The 18,997-nt window shown below is 67.0% G+C and carries 13 protein-coding genes; 7 read left to right on the top strand and 6 right to left on the bottom strand.

From position 1 onward, the window contains the following. Nucleotides 1-199 precede the first annotated feature (199 nt). Both OG504_RS01705 and OG504_RS01710 read left to right on the top strand, forming a co-directional pair. Complete coding sequence (locus tag OG504_RS01705) at nucleotides 200-5,254, top strand: LamG-like jellyroll fold domain-containing protein (RefSeq protein ID WP_405988032.1); 5,055 nt, start codon at nucleotides 200-202, stop codon at nucleotides 5,252-5,254. A 456-nt stretch (nucleotides 5,255-5,710) separates the two neighbouring features. Beyond that, nucleotides 5,711-6,967: an IS256 family transposase gene (locus tag OG504_RS01710; RefSeq protein WP_405988033.1), complete on the top strand. Its 1,257-nt coding sequence runs from the start codon at nucleotides 5,711-5,713 to the stop codon at nucleotides 6,965-6,967. Between the two features lie 69 nt (nucleotides 6,968-7,036). On the opposite strand, the gene OG504_RS01715 is transcribed toward OG504_RS01710, so the two are convergent. After that, nucleotides 7,037-7,504: a MarR family winged helix-turn-helix transcriptional regulator gene (locus OG504_RS01715; RefSeq protein WP_405988034.1), complete on the bottom strand. Its 468-nt coding sequence runs from the start codon at nucleotides 7,502-7,504 to the stop codon at nucleotides 7,037-7,039. Nucleotides 7,505-7,613: 109 nt separating this feature from the next. Here OG504_RS01715 and OG504_RS01720 point away from each other — a divergent pair, with 109 nt between their 5' ends. Next, a complete protein-coding gene (locus OG504_RS01720; RefSeq protein ID WP_405988035.1) occupies nucleotides 7,614-8,546 on the top strand; it encodes an LLM class flavin-dependent oxidoreductase in 933 nt (310 codons plus the stop codon). Between the two features lie 339 nt (nucleotides 8,547-8,885). Here OG504_RS01720 and OG504_RS01725 read toward each other — a convergent pair whose 3' ends face one another. Beyond that, the gene (locus tag OG504_RS01725) at nucleotides 8,886-9,395 is read right to left on the bottom strand and encodes an ATP-binding protein (protein ID WP_405988036.1); all 510 of its coding nucleotides are present in this window, start codon (nucleotides 9,393-9,395) and stop codon (nucleotides 8,886-8,888) included. A 182-nt stretch (nucleotides 9,396-9,577) separates the two neighbouring features. On the opposite strand from OG504_RS01725, the gene OG504_RS01730 reads away from it, so the two are divergent. Next, nucleotides 9,578-9,817 (top strand): DUF397 domain-containing protein, encoded by a 240-nt coding sequence (locus tag OG504_RS01730; protein ID WP_405988037.1) that lies wholly within the window; start codon nucleotides 9,578-9,580, stop codon nucleotides 9,815-9,817. 85 nt (nucleotides 9,818-9,902) lie between these two features. Continuing rightward, entirely contained in the window at nucleotides 9,903-10,835 is a 933-nt protein-coding gene (locus OG504_RS01735; RefSeq protein WP_405988038.1) for a helix-turn-helix domain-containing protein, read from the top strand. A 7-nt stretch (nucleotides 10,836-10,842) separates the two neighbouring features. Here OG504_RS01735 and OG504_RS01740 read toward each other — a convergent pair whose 3' ends face one another. The 4 genes from OG504_RS01740 to OG504_RS01755 all read right to left on the bottom strand — a co-directional run bounded on the left by OG504_RS01740 (nucleotide 10,843) and on the right by OG504_RS01755 (nucleotide 13,843). Then, nucleotides 10,843-11,631, bottom strand: a complete 789-nt coding sequence (locus OG504_RS01740) for an SAM-dependent methyltransferase (RefSeq protein ID WP_405988039.1) — start codon at nucleotides 11,629-11,631, stop codon at nucleotides 10,843-10,845. A gap of 235 nt (nucleotides 11,632-11,866) precedes the next feature. Next, complete coding sequence (locus OG504_RS01745; protein ID WP_405988040.1) at nucleotides 11,867-12,247, bottom strand: hypothetical protein; 381 nt, start codon at nucleotides 12,245-12,247, stop codon at nucleotides 11,867-11,869. Between the two features lie 136 nt (nucleotides 12,248-12,383). Next, a complete protein-coding gene (locus OG504_RS01750) occupies nucleotides 12,384-13,301 on the bottom strand; it encodes an XRE family transcriptional regulator (RefSeq protein ID WP_405988041.1) in 918 nt (305 codons plus the stop codon). A gap of 281 nt (nucleotides 13,302-13,582) precedes the next feature. After that, nucleotides 13,583-13,843, bottom strand: a complete 261-nt coding sequence (locus OG504_RS01755) for a hypothetical protein (RefSeq protein ID WP_405988042.1) — start codon at nucleotides 13,841-13,843, stop codon at nucleotides 13,583-13,585. Between the two features lie 1,338 nt (nucleotides 13,844-15,181). On the opposite strand from OG504_RS01755, the gene OG504_RS01760 reads away from it, so the two are divergent. Together OG504_RS01760 and OG504_RS01765 are read left to right on the top strand one after the other, a co-directional pair. Continuing rightward, the gene (locus OG504_RS01760) at nucleotides 15,182-16,399 is read left to right on the top strand and encodes a tyrosine-type recombinase/integrase (protein WP_405996234.1); all 1,218 of its coding nucleotides are present in this window, start codon (nucleotides 15,182-15,184) and stop codon (nucleotides 16,397-16,399) included. Between the two features lie 442 nt (nucleotides 16,400-16,841). Beyond that, on the top strand, nucleotides 16,842-18,902 hold the full coding sequence (locus OG504_RS01765) for a serine/threonine-protein kinase (RefSeq protein WP_405988043.1): 2,061 nt from the start codon (nucleotides 16,842-16,844) through the stop codon (nucleotides 18,900-18,902). Nucleotides 18,903-18,997: the final 95 nt, after the last annotated feature.

The following is an 18,997-nucleotide window of genomic DNA, read 5'->3' on the forward strand; positions in this document are numbered from 1 at the left end:
CCCACTCCGCAATGGGTGGGCGTCGCAACGGACGACCAAATCCACCGAGGCCATTTTGCGAGACATTGACCCTCGCGCGAGGTCGTTCGGCATAGGTCGAGGGTAAGCCGTGCGGAATTTTCCATCAGCATGAATAAGTGGGGGAAAGAAAATGCAAAATAATTCGCGGACATCTCTGCCCCGTTCCTGGGCGCGCCGCATGATTGTCGGTACCGTTGCTCTGGCTGTCTCGGGCGCCCTGGGGCTTCCCAGCGTCGCTCACGCGGCCACACCGGCGTCTCACGCCGGCGGAGCCAGCCGTCCTTCGGCCGACGTTTCCCCGGGGCTGAGCGAGGATCAGGCCCTGGCGAAGGCACGAGCCTCCGGCAAGCCGGTCCAGGCGACGGCCGCGACGACGGACTCCTCCACACTGACCGCGAACCCGAACGGCACGCTGACGCTCAGACAGACCATCGCCCCCGTGCGCAAGCTGGTGCACGGGAGATGGAAGAGCCTGGATCCGACGCTCGTACGCCAGGCGGACGGCACCATCTCCCCCAAGGTGTCGACCAGTTCCCTGACGCTGTCCGGCGGCAGCGCGGACGCCCCGCTGGCCACCATGCGGGCCGGCGACGGAGCCCTGGCGGTGTCCTTGCCCGCCGCGTTCACGCTGGGAGCACCCTCGCTCTCGGGCGCCACCGCCACCTACCGCAGCGTGCTTCCCGATGTGGATCTCGCCGTCACCGCGCAGGACACCGGCGGGTTCAGTGAGGTCCTGGTCGTCAAGAACGCCACCGCTGCGGCGAACCCCGCACTCACCGACCTGAATCTGTCCACCAAGGCCACCGGAGTGACCCTGGCCAGCGACACGGCCGGCGACATCACCGCCAAGGACCGCCACGGACGCACCGTCTTCTCCGCCACCGCCCCCACCATGTGGGACTCTGGCCGTGCCGCCGCGAGCACCCCGAAGGCGACCAACCCCCAGACCGGCCAGAGCGTCGACACCCGCACCGGCGACCCGGTCAGTTCCAGCCCCGCCTCTCCCGGAACAGCGGCCCGTACCACCAGCTTGAAGGCCGACTACCGCGCCGGGAAGATACGGCTCTCGCCCGACCACCGGCTGCTGGCGGGCAAGGACACCGTCTACCCCGTCTACATAGACCCCACCTTCGTCCCCTCCGGCCAGACCGACACCGTCCAGGCGTGGGCGTTCGTCGACAGCGAGTGGCCCGACACCTCGTTCTACAAGCCCGCCGCATCCACGCCTGGCCCCCTGCACGTCGGCTACACCGACTGGACCTCCGACGTCTCCACCAACCGGGCCCTGTTCCAGACCAGCATCCACAGCAGCGTCTGGGGCGCGGACCCGAGTTCGATCACCTCCAGCATCTCCTTCTACGAGAACTGGTCGGCCTCCTGCACGAAGACGGAAGTCGACCTGTGGCACACGGCCTCGATCACCTCCGGCACCACCTGGTCCAACTCGCACAGCTCCAGTGACCCGGACAAGAAGTTCTGGTTCAGCAAACTCGACACGCAGACAGCGGCACATGGCTGGTCCACCTCCTGCGGTCCTGCGGACGTCACCTTCGACATCAGCTCGCTGATGAAGTCGGCCGCCGCCAGCAAGTGGTCAAAGGCCACCTTCGGCCTGCGCGCCGCAGACGAAGGCGACGACCTCGCCTGGAAGCAGTTCAGCAAGCAGGCCACCATCACCACCACCTACGACCACACCCCCAACACCCCGACCACCCTGACCACCAACCCGGCCACCAGCTGCACCGCCACCACCCCTACCACTCTGGGCCTGGGCGACGTCACCCTGCGCGCCGGAGTGTCCGACCCGGACGGCAGCATCAACAAGCTCACCGCCAACTTCACGCTGAAGAACATGTCCAGCGGCACCACCTACCCGCGCGCCATCAGCACCCCCAACGGCACCACGGCCAGCACCCTCTACTCCCACACCAGTACCTCGGGGCCCTTCCAGGCCCTCACCGCGAAAACCGAGTTCGCCTGGTACCTCACCGTCGGCGACGGAGACCTGACCAGCAGTCAGTCGAAGACCTGTCACTTCTACTACGACCCCACCATCCCCGGCGCACCCACCATCAGTCCCATCGCCTCCACCACCAGTCAGTGCCCTGAACTCGCGGACAGCCCCTCGGGCGACAGCCTGTGCACAGTGGGAACGGCCGCCGGCTTCACCTTGACGGACACCAACACCAGCTCCGGGCCCGGCAGTTACCGCTACCAGCTCAACGGCGGCAACCCGGTCAGCATCAGCGCCTCCAGCTCCAGCCCCTACACCGCCACCATCTCGCTGAAGCCGACCACGCAGACCAACGTTCTGACCGTCACCGCCGTCTCCAGCGGCGGGAACATCGGCGACACCGACGACTACCGGTTCATCGCCCAGGCTCCCGCCACCGCCACCGACGACGACCTCAACGGCGACGGCAACGCCGACCTGCTGACCGTCGGCGGCAAGAACTCCTTGCCCTCAGGACTCTGGCAGGCCGCCGGCACCGGCAGCGGCAAGGTCGACTCCCTCGCACGCAACGTCGGCATCGACGGCAACGGCATCGACACCACCGAGACCCCTACGTCCTTCAACGGCACCCAGGCCATCACCGGCCACTTCTTCACCGGAGCCGGCTTCAACGACGTCCTCGACTACAGCGACAACACCGCCAACGGCGCCATCAGCGGCGAGATCCTCCGCGGCCAGGGCGACGGCACCGACCTCCAGCCCGTCGACTCCCTCCCCATCACCAACTCCACCGGAGTCTTCGCCCTGACCACCACGACCACCGGCGACGGCGACACCACCACCGTCACCACCAACCCCGCCACCTCCATCGCGAGCGGCGGCAGCCTGTACAACACCCTCAACGGCTACACCCCCACGGGCTACCCCGACCTCCTCCTCCTGATCAATGGCTACCTCTACGACGAACCCTCAAGCGACGGCCAGGGCATGTACCCCGGAGCCGATCAGGCCATCGAGCTGACCGAGTACAACCCGTACTGCCTCGCCCAGAACACCGCGACCACCACCAGTTGCACCACCGACTGGAGCGGCTGGAGTATCACCAGCACCTTCGACGCCAACGGCCTACCAGAACTATTCGCCCGCGACACCAGCACAGACACCAGCGACCCCTCTCACGGCCAGCTCTGGTACCTCAGCCCCGACAACCTCGAGAGCCTCGCCAACGGCGCCACCGCCCTCACCTCCGTCGAAGCAGCCACCACCGGCTGGGACTCCGTCAGCCAGCCCACCCTCCAGGCCGCCGACATCAACAACGACAGCTCACCCGACCTGTGGACCATCAGCAGCACCGGCACTGCCACCGCCCATGAGATGACCCTCTCCGGCACCACCGCCACCTGGACGACCCCCGCAGGCCAGGCTCTGACCACCGACACCCACGACTGGCCCCTCAACGACTACAACAACGACCCCGTCCACCCGCTCACCGCGAAGGACGGGGGCACCAGCGCAATCAGCCTCACCGGCACCAGCGGTGTCACCGCGCCCACCGACGGCCTCTTCGACCCCGACGTCGCACTCGACGCCACCGACCACGACTACCTGCAGGGCAGCACGGCCGCCCTGGATCTCACCAAGTCCCTCACTGTGTCCATCTGGGCCAACCCCACCGCCTACGGCGGCGCCGTCCTCTCCCAGAGCGGCAGCGCAGACTCAGGGATCCTGCTGATCCCCACCACGGACGGCTGGCAGTTCAGCCTCAACACCACTGCGGGCACCGCGGCGACCTTCGACACCGTCACTGGCGGCACCGTCCACCTCGGCACCTGGGCACACCTGACCGCCACCTACGACAAGACCACCCGCGTAATGAACCTCTACGTCGACGACGTCTTCGTCGCCACCGGCAACCACACCGCACCCAGCACCGGAGCAAGCGGCGCCTTCCAACTCGGCGACGCCTACATCACCTCTGCCCGCACGGACTACTTCACCGGTGAACTCGCCCGCGCACAGAACTGGACCGGCGCCGTCGTACCCCCCGCCCAGCCCTACACCCCCGCCGGATACCACCAGGCCGTCACCCCCACCCGCATCCTCGACACCCGCACCAGCAGCGGCCTCACCTACACCAGCGGCGTCACCGCCGGCACCAGCACGATCGCGACCGACTCCGTCACCCATCTGAAGATCGCGGGCGACAGCGTCACTTCCCCGGTCAGCGGCGCACCCAGCACGATCCCGGCCTCGGTCACGGCGGTCGCCGTCGACGTCACCGCCACCGCACAGACCGACGGCGGCTACGTCACCACCTACGCCGACGGCACCCAACGCCCCAAGACCTCTTCCACCAACTTCACCGCCTCCACCACCGCGACGGGCTACCAGATCGTCCCCGTCGGCAACGACGGCAAGATCGACCTCTACACCCACATCAACACCACCGGCGGCACCGCCGCCCTCATCGTCGACGTCACCGGCTACTTCACCAGCGACGCCACCGTCACCGGCGACCAGACCTACACACCGCTCACCAGCGCGGTCCGCGCCCTGGACACCCGCTCCAGCATCGCCCACACCAGCCTGACCACCACCGGCACCGTGGCAGCCGACAAAACCTTCACCCTGCAGATCACCGGCCAGAACGGCATCCCCAGCACCGCCACCGCCGTCGCCATCAACCTCGCCGCCGCCGACGCCACCGGCACCGGCTACCTCCAGACCTACGCCACCGGATACACCCCCACCGCCGCCACCAGCCTCAGCTTCAACAGCGGCAACGCCATCGCCTCACTCTCCGGCGACGTCCCCATCGGCACCTCCGGAACCATCACCATCTCCGTCCACGCCAGCGCCACCGCCGTACTCGCCGACATCTCCGGCTACTACACCACCAGCACCACCGGCCAGAAATTCCACACCATCAACCCCACCCGCCTCGTCGACACCCGCAGCGGCATCGGCGGATCCACGACCCCCGTCGCTGCCAACAACACCTACACCCTCACCAGCACCACCACCCAGCACGTCACCACAGCCACCACCCCCACCATCGCCGCCATGGTCACCATCACCGGCCCCACAGCCGGCGGCAACGCCACCGTCTACCCCACCAGCACCGGCAAACCCGCCACCAGCAACCTCAACTGGGGCACCGGCGACACCCTCGCCAACCTCACCCTCACCCCCACCGACACCAGCGGATCCATCACCCTCTACAACGACAGCACCGGCACCACCGACCTCGTCATCGACTCCAGCGGCTACTACACCTGACACACCCACCACACAGAACCCGAAGGGCCGGACCCGGAATGGCCGGGTCCGGCCCTTCGGCACTCCACGACTGTGGCGGCAATTCGTCGTGATCGCGATCGAGGGAGCGCCTCCACACGAGCGGAGGCTCATCTTGAAGTGGTCGCGGTAGGCGCGCTCAGCGAGTCGGCTCCGCGCGAGCGGACTGGAACCTGATCATTTCAGGTGGCCTGACCGGCCCATCCACACACCTGACATCCCATCAGAACGAGCGTCAAATGAGCGTCATTTCAGCGTCAAGATATCGCCCGTAACGCCCACGCCGCGCATAATGCGCACGCACAAAACCGCAGGTCAGGACACCTTGAGCAATGCTCAGATCCTGTGGATCGGCTCGGGGAGGCGTACCTTCCCGAATGATCGATCGACTGGTATCGAGTAGGCCCGCGTAGCCGCGCGGGTCGGGAAGGCACGCCCGTGCTCAGCGTAGTGAACGACGACGGCACCACCCCCAACGGATTTTCGCTGATCGATGAGATCGTCCGTGAGGGCGCGAGGCGGATGCTGGCCGCCGCACTGGAAGCCGAAGTCAACGCCTACATAGCCGAGTTGGCCGACCAGCGGGACGAGCAGGGCCACCGCCTGGTCGTGCGCAACGGCCACCACCAGCCGCGCAGGGTGACGACTTCGGCCGGGGCAGTCGAGGTGATGGCCCCGCGGGTAAACGACAAGCGGATCGATGAGACCACGGGCGAGCGCAAGCGGTTCTCCTCGGCGATCCTGCCACCCTGGTGTCGCAAGTCCCCGAGGATCAGCGAAGTGCTGCCGCTGCTCTACCTGCACGGCCTGTCCTCCGGTGACTTCGTACCGGCGCTGGAGCAGTTCCTCGGTTCGGCGGCTGGCCTGTCGCCCGCCACGGTCATCCGGCTCACCCAGCAATGGCAGGCCGACCACGCCGCGTTCGGCGAGCGCGACCTGTCCGCCACCGATTACGTCTACGTCTGGGCCGATGGCATTCACCTGCGCATTCGCCTGCGGGAGGTGAAGTCGTGCGTGCTCGTGCTGATGGGCGTGCGCACAGATGGCTCCAAGGAGCTGATCGCCATGAGCGACGGCTACCGCGAATCAGCCGACTCCTGGGCCGACCTGCTGCGCGACTGCGCACGCCGCGGAATGCGCGCCCCCGTCCTCGCGGTCGGCGATGGGGCGCGCGGCTTCTGGAACGCCCTCCGTGAGGTCTTTCCCGAAGCCCGCCATCAGAGGTGCTGGGTTCACAAGATCGCCAATACCCTCGACGCCCTTCCGAAGTCCGCCCAGCCCGGGGCGAAGAAGGCCCTGCAGGAGATCTACAACGCCGAGGACAAGCAGTATGCGCTGAAGGCTGTGGCCGCATTCGAGAAGACGTACGGCGCGAAGTGGCCCAAGGCCGTCAAGAAGATCACCGACGACGTGGACGAGCTGCTGGCGTTCTACCACTTCCCCGCCGAGCACTGGATCCACCTGCGGACCACGAATCCTATCGAGTCGACCTTCGCCACGGTGCGGCTCCGCACGAAGATCACCAAGGGTGCCGGCAGCCCGGCCGCCGCTCTGGCCATGGTCTTCAAGCTCGTCGAATCCGCCCAGCAGCGATGGCGGGCGGTGAACGCACCGCACCTCGTCGCCCTCGTCCGGGCCGGAGCCCGCTTCGAACGGGGTCAACTCGTCGAACGCCCCAAGGCCCACGCAGCCTGACCCGAGACGGTTGGAGACCCGTCTCACTGATTACGGAGGTCTACGGACGTGAGCCAACGTCACGGTCTGTCATGCCGAGTCAGACGCCTGGCCAGCGCCCGTCGGGGCACCGACGAGGGACTGCAGGGCGCGGATCAGGAGCGTGGCGTCTGGGTTGGAGAGCGGGGCGAGGAACCGGCGTTCCATCTCCTCGCGGGCGAATTCGGCGTCGCGAAGGCGCTCCCGTCCGGTCGGCGTCAGCTGCACGATGTTCTTGCGTCGGTCCTGGGGGCTGCGGCGACGCTCGACCAGTTCTTTGCCCTCCAAGGCGTCGACGAGGGCCACCATCGTCGTGCGGTCGATGCCCAGCTTGCCCGCCGCTTCCAGTTGAGACAGCTCGTCATGCGCGTCGAGGACGGCGAGAACCGCCAGCTCACGGCCGTCGATCCCGTGCGGCGCCAAGGCCCGCGCGGACTCCTCGGTCAAGCGCAGGTACGCGTGCTTGAGCAGATAACCGAGGCGGGAGGAGAGGACCTCGGGCGGTGCGTCGCGAGTCATGGCCACAGCGTATCCAGAGACTGATAGTCAGTCATGCTGACGATCCGCTACGGTGATGATGCCGTCGCCGTCAACGGCGGCGCGTCGACTCGAAGGGCACGTGGCAACCATGTCCTACCAGCACCTCCCCTCCGTAACATTCGGAATCAAGACCACTCCGATGCGGGTCCCCTACCAGGACATCCTCCGCGTGTGGCAGGAAGCCGACGAGCTGCCCGAAATCGCGGACGCCTGGCTGTGGGACCACCTCATGCCGATCGCCGGCCTGAAGGACGGGCAGATCCTCGAAGGGTGGACGCTGCTGAGCGCCCTGGCCGCCAGAACCCAGCGGCTGCGCCTCGGCCTGCTCGTGACGAGCAATCGGATCCGGCCGCCCGCCGTCCTCGGCAAAATCGCCACAACAGTCGACGTGATCTCCAGGGGCCGCCTGATCATGGGCCTCGGCGTGGGCGGCACCGTGCAGCCACCCGACGCGGGCGGCATCGTGGGCGAGAACCCGGCCGTCGCGGAGTACGCGGCCTACGGCCTCACGCTTGTCCCGCCCGCCGAAGGCATCGCCCGCCTGGAGGAGACCATCACCATCCTTCGCGGCATGTGGACGCGGGACGTCTTCGACTTCCACGGGCGCTACTACACCCTGACCGGCAACCGCAACGAGCCGAAACCTGTTCAGCAGTCAGGACCGCCCCTGCTGATCGGCGGCTGGGGAAACAGGACGCTCCGCCTGGTCGCCGAGCACGCCGATATCTGGAACATCCCCGGACCGCCGCACAACACGCTGGACTTCATCACCGAGCGCAGTGCCGTTCTGGACGACCACTGCGCGGCCATCGGCCGTGATCCGCGGACGATCACCCGCTCCGTGCAGTACATCGTGTCTTACGACGACCCGGCCACCGACCGCAAGGTCATCACGGAACTCATCGCCGCAGGTGTGACGCACCTCGTGCTGAGCCTGCGGAGCCCCTATCCCTCACAAGCCGCGCGATGGCTCGCCGACGAGATCATCACGCCCGTGCGCAGCGCAACCGGAGAATGCTGATGACAGGGCCGTCCGCCACCCGGCAACACGCTCCTCCCTGCCCAGGTCGCCTGAGCTGACTCACCTCAACTGATCCACAAGTCTTGACTATTCCTCGGACACCTTGGCCACCGGTTCAAGGATCGCGACGCACTCCACGTGGTGCGTCATAGGAAACCGATGAAGCCCCATAGTCATCGCTGGGCTGACATGCGTGCTGCTACAGACCAGGGTGACGAGGGGGCATTCGACAGCGCCCCGGCCCCACCGGTTTAGGGCACTACGGTGGGCTGGCCGAGCATTGCCACGATAGAACAGGGTCGGCGCCACCGAAAGTGTGGCGCTCTCAAGGCCACTGCGTCACAAGGGGATACGGGCCCACACAGCTTTGCCGTCTGCTTCCGTCCTCCAGCCCCATGCACACGACAGCGCCGCGACAATCCCCAGGCCCCGCCCGTCGACCGCTGGGAACACGGACGCACGCGGGACAGGGGTCTGTGAACTGGGATCCCGCACAACGCAGATGACGCTGCGGGGACTGGTGGCCAGTGCCAGCCAGACGCCGCCCTCCTCGGCGGCGGCGTGGCAAACGACGTTGGCGGTGAGCTCTCCCACGACGCTCACGACGTCGTCAATTCCGCCGTCCAGGCCCCATCCCGCGAGCTGCCGGCGGGTGAACTCCCGGACCTGGGCAAGCCCGTCCGCACATACGCCGACCCTGCGGGTGGCGAATCTGGCCACGGAGATCCCCATGGCCACGCCCCAGTCAAGCGCCCACACTCCGCCAGGAATCGCTACCCCTGCAGATCCAGCCAAGCTGACGGACGCAGCACCCACTTCGTTGCGCACAAATGTTCGCTCCCTTTTCATCGGATCACCGTACGAGAAAGAGAGCCCTTTCGAGGGACGCGAGACATGAAAACAACCCCCTAGGATCGAGCATATTCCACACGCCTATGAAATTTCATGAGCGCCCGTGGCGTCCGTCCCACCCTGCCCGTAGGGCGTGACAGGGCGGAACTTCGATGACTGGAACGGCGAGAGGACGAGAATTGCAAGCCTACGAAAATGGTGTGGCCGCTGACTCCATCCGCGGTGTGGAGTGGGTGAAAAGTTCGGCTAGCAGTCCCGACGGCGGCAACTGTGTAGAATTTGCGGCCCTGCCGAACGGTGACGTGGCCGTCCGTAACTCCCGCTTCCCGGACGGCCCCGCCCTGGTGTACAAGCGTTCGGAAATCGGAGCGCTGTTGATCGGTGTGAGGCTGGGAGAGTTCGACATGCTGGCCGTCTGAAAGTCGCCTCTCCAGGCTTGCGGTCATGTTTCCCGGATCCCAATCTAGGTTTCCGTGTTGAATCAACAGTGACCAAGGAGTCTGGGTGTCGGGCGGTCAAGTCCTGTGGGCTGTCGGAGACAGCGACGATCCGTACAGTCCTGCGGCCGGCGCGGGCCGGGTGGTCGGCGCCCACCTGCGCCGGCTGCGGAAAGAGCAGGGCCTGCGGATGGTGGACGTGGTGCGGCAGGGCCTGGTCGGCTCCGCACCCACGCTCAGCCGCATCGAGAACGGGTCCACCCCGCTGAAAGTCACCATCGTACTGGCGCTCGCCGAGTACTACGGTGTCACCGATCCCAAGCAGTTGGAGTCCCTGGAGAAGCTCGTCCGCCGCTCCCAGGACACCTACTGGTGGGAGGAGTTCCGCGACGCCATCCCCGGATGGCTGGAGCGCCTCATCAGTGTCGAGGCGACCGCCCAGGCGATCCGCACCTTCGAAGTGCAGTACGTACCGGGCCTGCTGCAGACCCGCGCCTATGCCCGCGCCCTCATGCAGCGTGCCCTGCCACTCATCACGCCAGACGACGCCGACAAGCGCCAGGAGCGGCTGGACCGGGCGGGAAAGGTGCGCCAAAGGAGACGGAGCCTGCTGCACGAACCTGGTGCACCGGAGTACTTCGCGCTTCTGGATGAGGCTGTCCTCGCCCGTCCGGTCGGCGGAGCCGCCGTCATGCGCAGCCAGCTGCGCGAGCTCTACAACCTGGAGGAGAACGAGGAGCGGGTCCATTTGCGCATCCTGCCCTTCAGCGCGGGAGACGACGCGCTTGCTCCAGTGCCGTCACTCACCTATCTCGCCTTCCCCGCCGACCGGGAGCAGGACATGGTGTATCTGGAGGTCGGTATCGGCGGCAGCTATCTGACCGATCCGGAGGACGTGGAACGCCACAAGCTGGTACTGACGACGCTCTGGGCGAGCGCCACCACACGCGAGGAGACCCTCGCGATGCTCCAGCACTACATCGACAGGCTCGCCCACTGAGCCCTGCCTACGGTTTGCGCGCCACTCCCCCGTAGGCGACCAACGTAGTGTCGGCCAGCTCCAACTGCAGTTGGGGTTCGCCGCCGGCTCTCCACCGTGCGACGTCCCCGATCGCGCCGCCCACCGGCTGCAGCCCTTCGAAGAAACGGCGCACCTGGGCGAAGGAGCGGATCCGGGCCCACTGCCGCCCGGTCAGCTGCCACATCAGACGGGAGGCTTCCGTCCGGAACTCGACATCGTCACTGGCCAGATGGCTCAGGACGAGGTAACTCCCCGACGGTAGACGGTCCATCAGATCCCGCACGCGTCCCCAGGGATCACGCTCGTCGGCAACGCAGTGCAACGAGTCAACAAACAGCGCGGCCACCGGGACTTCACGGTTGAGGAAGCCGGCCTGCTCGCTCTGCTCCAGGACGGCGGTCGTCTCCAGCATGTCGGCGTCGAGGATCAGGGTGTTCTCCTCGTCCAGCATCATCCGGGCGTGGGCGTGCACCAGAGGGTCGTTGTCGACATAGACCACGCGGGCAGCCCCGTTGCTACGGCGGGCAACCTGATGCACATTGTCCCGGCTCGGGAGCCCGGACCCGTTGTCGAGGAACTGGCCGATCCCGCATCCCCCGGCAAGATGCCGTACGGCCCGCGCCAGGAACTGCCGGTTGATGCGGGCGAGTTCACCGGTGTTCGGGGCGATTTCCAGAAGCCGTCGGGCAGCGACCCGGTCGGAAGGGTAATTGTCGCTGCCGCCGAGCAAGTAGTCATAAATACGTGCGTCGCTGGCCTGACTCACATCGATCATCCGCGCGTCCCCCGCATGCCGTTGCCTGCCGCGCGCGACCGCACAGGACGATCTGTGAGACAGCGCGTCAAGTAGACACTCCATGCTAGGAGTTATGCACCACGCGTTCCACCTTTCCAGCGTGATTCGTGCGCCACTCAGGAGTGAAAAAGCAAACCGGCACGCCGTGCAGCGGGTCCAACGGTGACCCGCGTACGCGAGCGCGCCCCTCCTACGCCCTGCGCGTAAATGTGTCTCAAGCGGCAGCACCCGTGCGCACGGCGCCTCTGAGCAGGCAGGCAAACTCACCCTCGGCCCAGCCCATGACCTCGGCGGCCTGTGCCGGTGACAGGCCCAGTCGGTAGCGCAGCAGCACCGCGTCCGCCTGTGGCGCCGACAGGACGCGATACAGCTGTCCGCCGTCGTCCGCGGCCACACCGGCCCGGGCCGCGAGGAGCCGCCAGGCCAACGCCGTCGGGGACGGGCTCTGCAGCGCTTCGGCCCAGACCATGGCCAAGTCCCCCAGCGCCGCCTGCACCAGCCATCGCGCCCGGCCTTCGTCCCCGACCCGTACCACCGCATACCGGATGTAGACGTCCAAGTAACGCGCGCAGAAGGCAGCGAACGGCGCCGGCATACCGATTTCCACACCGGGACCGCTGTGCGTACAGGCCGTGATCACCACGAGACCCGGCGCCGACGGCGAAGGAGGCGACTGCCGCCGCTTGGACGCGAACGGCACGGTGCGCCGCGGCCGGCCGCGTCCCGGAGTGTCAGGCGAGTTCGCTGGCACCGGGAACTCCTTGGGCCGGGAAGAAGTCGTGCGCGATCACGAAGGCGTACTGGACGTCCTCCCACAACGGCCGTAACTGTGCGGGGGTGCCTCCCAGGTGCTGCACGATCCGGTGCGTCGTTTCCCAGTCGGGCACGAGATCACCGCTGAGAACAGCCTCGATCATGCCGGCGTCCGACACCGGTTCACCGTCCTGTTCACCCCCGTCGTACGCGGTGCCAGCGGCCCATTGCAGTCCTCGCAAAGCACCGTGGAATCGTGCCAGAGCGGCGGCGGCGGAACCCCGCCTCAGTTGCTGGACTCCCCGCGCCCACTCCCACAGCAGGCGGAACTCCTCGGGCCGTCCGCCGGCCGCTGTGACCACGGTGAACACCGTGGGCCAGTCCGGGACTCTCTGACCGGCGAGCAGTCTCGACACGCACGACGGTGAGACACCGGCCTGCCGGGCCAGTGACTGGGCCGTACCCCCGTGGGCTCGCAGAAGAAAGGAGAGCGCAGCGCTCAACTTCTGCCGGTGCGACGGCGCTCCGGGATGCCGCTCCGCTTCGGCCTGCGTGCCTACGGGGGCGACCGCGTTCTCGGCACGCCGCCGCATCTGCCGACGCAGCGTCCTTGCCCCCCACTTCGCCCGGGCGGTCGCCTCACTGACCCGCGCTTCGCGGGCCACATCACCCCAGCTGGCCCCGCGTTCCCGGGCGTCATGCACTGCGGCCCCGAGATAGTGCTCAACCTCGGCTCCCACCGCGAGCGCCCGCCCGACAAGTTCAGCCAGATCAAGCCCCTGGTGCTCTGCCTCCACCAACTCCCCCGCCAAGGCGAGCAGTTCCTGCGCCACACCGGGTCCCCAGCGCGGCGCGAACAGCACCGCCGACTCACCGTTGACCTGACTGGCGCGCATGCGCTGCGCGCGGCGCCGACAAGCATCCTGACAGTAGCGGCGAGGGCGGCCCGGCCCCTTAGGCCGCCTGAACTTGCGCCCGCACACCGTGTAGCCGCATGTGGCGTACTCGTAGCGCTCACCAGGGCCAGAACGTGCCCCACTCTGCTGCATGTTTCCCGTCCATCCGCTGAAACTGTGGCGTTCCGGGGACGGAAATCGACTCCCCCACCCCCGGAACGAAACGACCTCCGCGGGCGGGGGCGGACCGTTTCAGAACGGTCCGCCCACCGCCACGCGGGTCAGCGGCGCCGGAAACGCTGGTAACTGATCACCGATCCGTCGGCGATCACCGCCGCAACGACGCCCCACCACACCTTGTCGGGCACGACAGGGCCGAAGGCTGCCGTCACCCCGGTGAGGAGCGTCGTCGCGGCTGCACTCCAGTGCACCTTGACGGCCAAGCAACTCAGCGACCTGGTTTGGGCCATGAAAAGCGGCGGAACGCTAATGTCTGGTGATGCCGGGAGCAGCCTTTCAAGCAGCCCGCGCATGTGGACCATCTTCGGATTCCTTTCGTTCGAAGCGCACATGGTTCACCGTCAGGGCCCCGCGCTACCGGGGTCCTGACTCATGTACGGCTGCGGAACGCTATTAGCCCTTCGCTGCCCTCGCCACGTCACGGCTCGTCCGTGAAAACGGAACGCACCATGACCCGTTGACCCACTCAGGGCTCCTTGGGGACGGTTCACGCACCACCCCTGCCCCTGTCTGATCGATCTCGGTCGATTCAGTGCCGCAAAGCGGGTTTGTCAAACCAGACATCACTCGACACTCTGCTCATGTGACCCTCCGAGAAGTAACCCGAACGAGTGAAGGACGGCAGCCCGTTCCGGAGGCTCGTGAAAACAGCCGCCCCCGGCGGACCGGGTCACTCCGCACACGTGGCTGAGCCACGCACGTGATGCCGCGAGGCTGTCAGTCAGACCCACCGCCGGATCACGAGATCCACCTACATCTCCAATACCTCCACGGCCATCTGAACGAGACCACTCAGCCGTCGCGATCGCCGCGCCCACGCGCAGTTCCTGCACTGAACGATTTCAGTCGTGGCGGAACGCATCGGAAGCGGAGTGGACGCGAGCCGACGGCAGACGGCGAGTCCACGCTCCGGAACTCCGCCCCAGCAGACGTGTCGCGAATGAACTGCCCCGTGCCGAGGTGGGGTACAAGTCGACGCTGCGCCACCGGAGGTGTTCCGCGGACGGCTTCCCCAACGTCTACATCGGTTCGTCTCCGCTCGCACAGCGGAGGTGTCAGAGCGACTCGCTCTCCAAAAATCTCGTCGTGAGTGAGGGGAACATAGCCGCACATCGCCGGTTGGCCAAACCGGCGTTTCTGCAGACGATTATTGTCCAACGTCCGCCCCGAGCACCAGCGCGGATCGATCAATCGGCGCGAGAACCCACCGCTGCGCGGGTGGATTCCCTTGTTCTCCATATGCGAGCCGTGCCGTCCGTCGCCGGAGGTTCTTCTCCTGTATCTGTTTGGTGCTCCACACCGCCCGGAGATCCACCGCACTTGCCCCTTGAACCGATAACCGCCTCAACAGACCGTCAGCCGCGCGAGCAGAAGGAGGGCGCGGCGCACTCCATAGCCAGATGCACTGACACCGTCCCAACTGACAGCCGTTCCCCCCTCCTGGCCAACGCCTGGTACTCGACGAAAGACCTCGCCACCTGCCTGCACGTGGACGCCTCGACTCTGCGTCGCTGGCGCACTGCTCGGCCGCCGCAGGGCCCGCCGTTCGTCTCCGTTTCCGAGCGCGTCGTCCTGTACAGCGCGCTTGACGTGGAGGAATGGCTGCGCAGCCGCCGGACCGTCCCGGGCAGGGCAGCCTGATGGCCGAGAAGGCCATTGTTCCGGTCGGTGTCCGACTCTCCACCGACATCGAATACCGGCCCGATCGCCCCCACCCCTACCGAGCGCGCGTCCGATGGTTCGACCCCGCTACCAAACGGCGCCTGTCGCTGTCGGAGGGAAAGGCGGACGAGGACGAGGCGCAGGAGTGGCTCCAGGACATCATCGAGGCCGCGCAGGCCGGGCTGTCCCCGTCGCTCGCCACTATGAAACTCGCCGCATACGGCGACGCGAACATGGATCTCGCCCTGCGCGGGCTGGAGTTGAAAACACTCGACCCGTATCTCGCGGGTTGGCGGATGCGTGTGGTCCCCGCTCTGGGCCACCTCGCCGTACGGATGATCACCAACGGAGTCGTCGACCGCAGCGTGCAGAACTGGATCGTCGACGAGCACAGCCGCTCAACGGTCAAGAACACCATCGCCGTTCTGGTCCGCGTCATGGAGCAGGCGGTCCGCGACGGCATCATCAAAGTCAACCCCGCCCGCGTCAGCGGCTGGCAGAAGCTCTACAAGCAGGCCGAGGACGAACTCCGCGACCCACGCGCTCTCGCCCTGCCCGACTGGGACACCCTCGTCCAACTGGCCGACGCACTCGTCGCCGCGTCCTACAACCAGTACCGCGGCTGGGGCGACGTCGTCCTCTTCGCCGCGAGCACCGCCGCCCGGATCGGAGAGGTCTCCGGGTGCCGCGTCGGAGACATCGACACCAGCCAGTGGATCTGGACGGTACGGCGCCAGACCACACCCGCGCCCGGCGGACTCACCGACAAGGGCACCAAGGGCAAGCGCGCCCGGAAGGTTCCCATCGTCGAGGAGATCCGCCCGCTCGTGGCCCAGCGCATCCTCTCCGCCGGCCCCGCCCCAGACGCGCGTCTGTTCACCGGCCCGCGTGGAGGGCGCATCTCCACCGCGGTCCTGCGCGACGCGACCCACTGGGACGAGGTCGTCACCCGCCTCGGCTACGAGCACCTGGGCCGCCACGATCTCCGCCACACCGGACTCACCTGGTTCGCGGACGCCGGAGTCCCCCTCCACGTCCTGCGCAGGATCGCCGGCCACGGTTCGCTGACGACCACTCAGCGCTACCTGCACCCGGACGTCCACAAGATCACAGCTGCGGGTACGGCACTCTCCGCACACCTCAGCGTGCTCCGCGCCCCGCGCACACTTCCCGCGACGACGGTCCTCACCCGCTGACACCGGTCAAGACCGGCTGGTCCCCAACTGGTCCCCAGAAATGATCAAGGGGCGGTTTCGGATTCCTCCGAAACCGCCCCTCACCTGCGACTCCATAGAGTCGGGACGACAGGATTTGAACCTGCGACCCCTTGACCCCCAGGAGTGAGGGCCGGGGGCATTTTCTGGATATAACAGGCTTAATCTGGACGCGATTTGTGCGTCCAGAGCTCCGCCGTGCGCCATCGCGCACACCGTGTGGTCCCCAACTGGTCCCCACCCGCATGTCATAGCTCTGCCGCCAGGCCATTCCGTGGAGCGTCCTCGCGACAACGAAGCTGCGAACTGCCCGACTCGCTGCGGCAGTCTGCCGATACGATCCCGTTCCTAAGGCTGGGGGCTCCGTTCACGGGCGTGCGTCCAGTCTCATGGCGCTCCATCGCAGAAGAGGAACGAACACCCTGTGAGCATCGCTCGCGCAGAGACGCGGGTCCAGCCTGCCCGCTCTGGTGACCCGAAGCAGGTCGGCCCCTACCGGATCGTCGGCCGTCTCGGCGCGGGCGGCATGGGTACCGTTCACGCCGCTCTCGATCCGGCCGGCCTGCGTGTCGCGGTGAAGGTGATTCACCCCGCGCAGGCCGAGGACCCCGAGTTCCGGGCCCGCTTCCGCCGAGAGGTCCAGCTGTCCGCCCGAGTGCAGGGGCCGTGCCTCATACCCCTCCTCGCAGCAGACCCGGATGCCGAGAACCCCTGGCTGGCCACCGCCTACGCCCCAGGGCTCACCCTCGATCAGCATCTCGCCACCCACGGCGCGCTCACCGGCGGCACCCTCTACGCCTTCGCCACCGGTACCGCCCAGGCCCTCGCCGCCATCCACACCGCCGGCGTCGTCCACCGGGACGTGAAACCGCAGAACGTCATCCTCACCCAGGCCGGCCCCCGCGTCCTGGACTTCGGCATCGCTCATGCCGCTGACGGCACCTCCGTGGCCCGGACCGGTGTCGTGACCGGCACCCCCGGTTGGATCAGCCCCGAGCAGTACCGAACAGGTACCGCCGGCCCCGAAGGCGACATGTTCGCCTGGGGCGCGCTGGTCGCCTACGCCGCCACGGGACGCTTGCCCTTCGGCACTGGAGCTCCTGACGTCATCGCCTACCGGGTCATGTCCGAGGAACCCGCTCTCGACAGCCTCCCCGACGAACTCCACGAGCCCCTCACGAAGGCGCTCGCAAAGAACCCTGCCGAGCGAATCATCGCCGACGCGGCAGCAGAGGAATGTGCGCGGCTGCTGGCCGGCCAGACAACCCAGGTCCTCGGCGCCGACGCCGGGGCGGAGCCCACACGCGTCAGCGACTGCCTCACCGCCGAGTGGAACCTGCCCAGCGTGGAAGATCCTGCCTGGCACTTGACCGCTGCTCCCATCCGTAGGCGGGCGCTCATCACCGCCGTCGCAACGGTGACAGTCGGCGCTGCCATCACAGGCGGCATCGTCACTCTCTACAGCAGGAGCGACCGGGCGGACGTGGACATCACCTCCGAGCGCACCGCCACTTCGGCGCCGTCCTCAGGGAGACCCTCCGCACTCGCTGCTTCCGCAGGCACGGCTTCCGGCGCCCCTGGCGAAACCGTCACCGCTCCTGCGGTCGATCCACGCACGATCAGGATCCCGACGGATCCGCTAGCTGGGGTGCCCACCCCTGCCTACACCCGTGCCGCCGACGAGGCCCAGCCATCTGCCGACGAATGGAGATCGAGCACCACCGCCAACACCACCGAGGAGCGGGACGCCGAGACGGCGATCCGCGACCGGATGACGTCCATGCTGGCGACCAAGGACATGGATTTCATGAAACCCACCATCACATTCAACCAGCGGGCCCAGACGGTCATGGTGACCGGTGGGCCAGTGCCGCAATTGCCCGACACCTATCAGGACGTGTTCCGCAGGGCCGGGGAGATGGCGGCCTGCTCCACCCTGGCGCACCACCTCAAGAACGATCCGAGCACCTGGCCCTACGGCCGCTTCTCCATCAACTGGAAGACATCCGACGGAGACCTCGATGCAGCAGCTATCGGCTTCGGAGAGGCCACCACCGGATGCTTCACAGAGGTAGCCGGCCAGTGGTACGGAGACGAATCCGGCATGGCCACGGCTGAGATTCCCAGCAGCGACAAGGCGGAGATCCGCATCGCCGACGCCACGGTCAAAGCCATCGTTGCCACCTGGAACACCGACACCACCACGACGAACGAGGAGGCCCTCACCGTCAACGACGGCATCAACCTCGGCTTCGACCCTGTCGAAAAAGCGGCGTACGTATGGACCGACGACCCCAACAGCCGATTCGCCAGCCGCGCTTCGCAGTCCAACCTCAAAGGTGCCGCCGAGAAAGCCCTCTGCGGCAAACTCACCGCCGAGTTCAAGAGCAACAAAACCTGGAACTACACCCACTGGGCCGTCGCCGTCTTCGACCCATACACCGGAACACGCCAGTTCATCGGCTCAGGCACCTGCACTCCGTAAGCCTCTCGACGACGGCTCAATTTCATGAGGAGCGGATCGGCGACCTCCAGCGAAGAAAGGCGCCCACCCTGACGAGGAGCCCCAAGGGCTGCCGT

Source organism: Streptomyces sp. NBC_00986, assembly GCF_045162565.1.
Classification (GTDB): Bacteria; Actinomycetota; Actinomycetes; order Streptomycetales; family Streptomycetaceae; genus Streptomyces.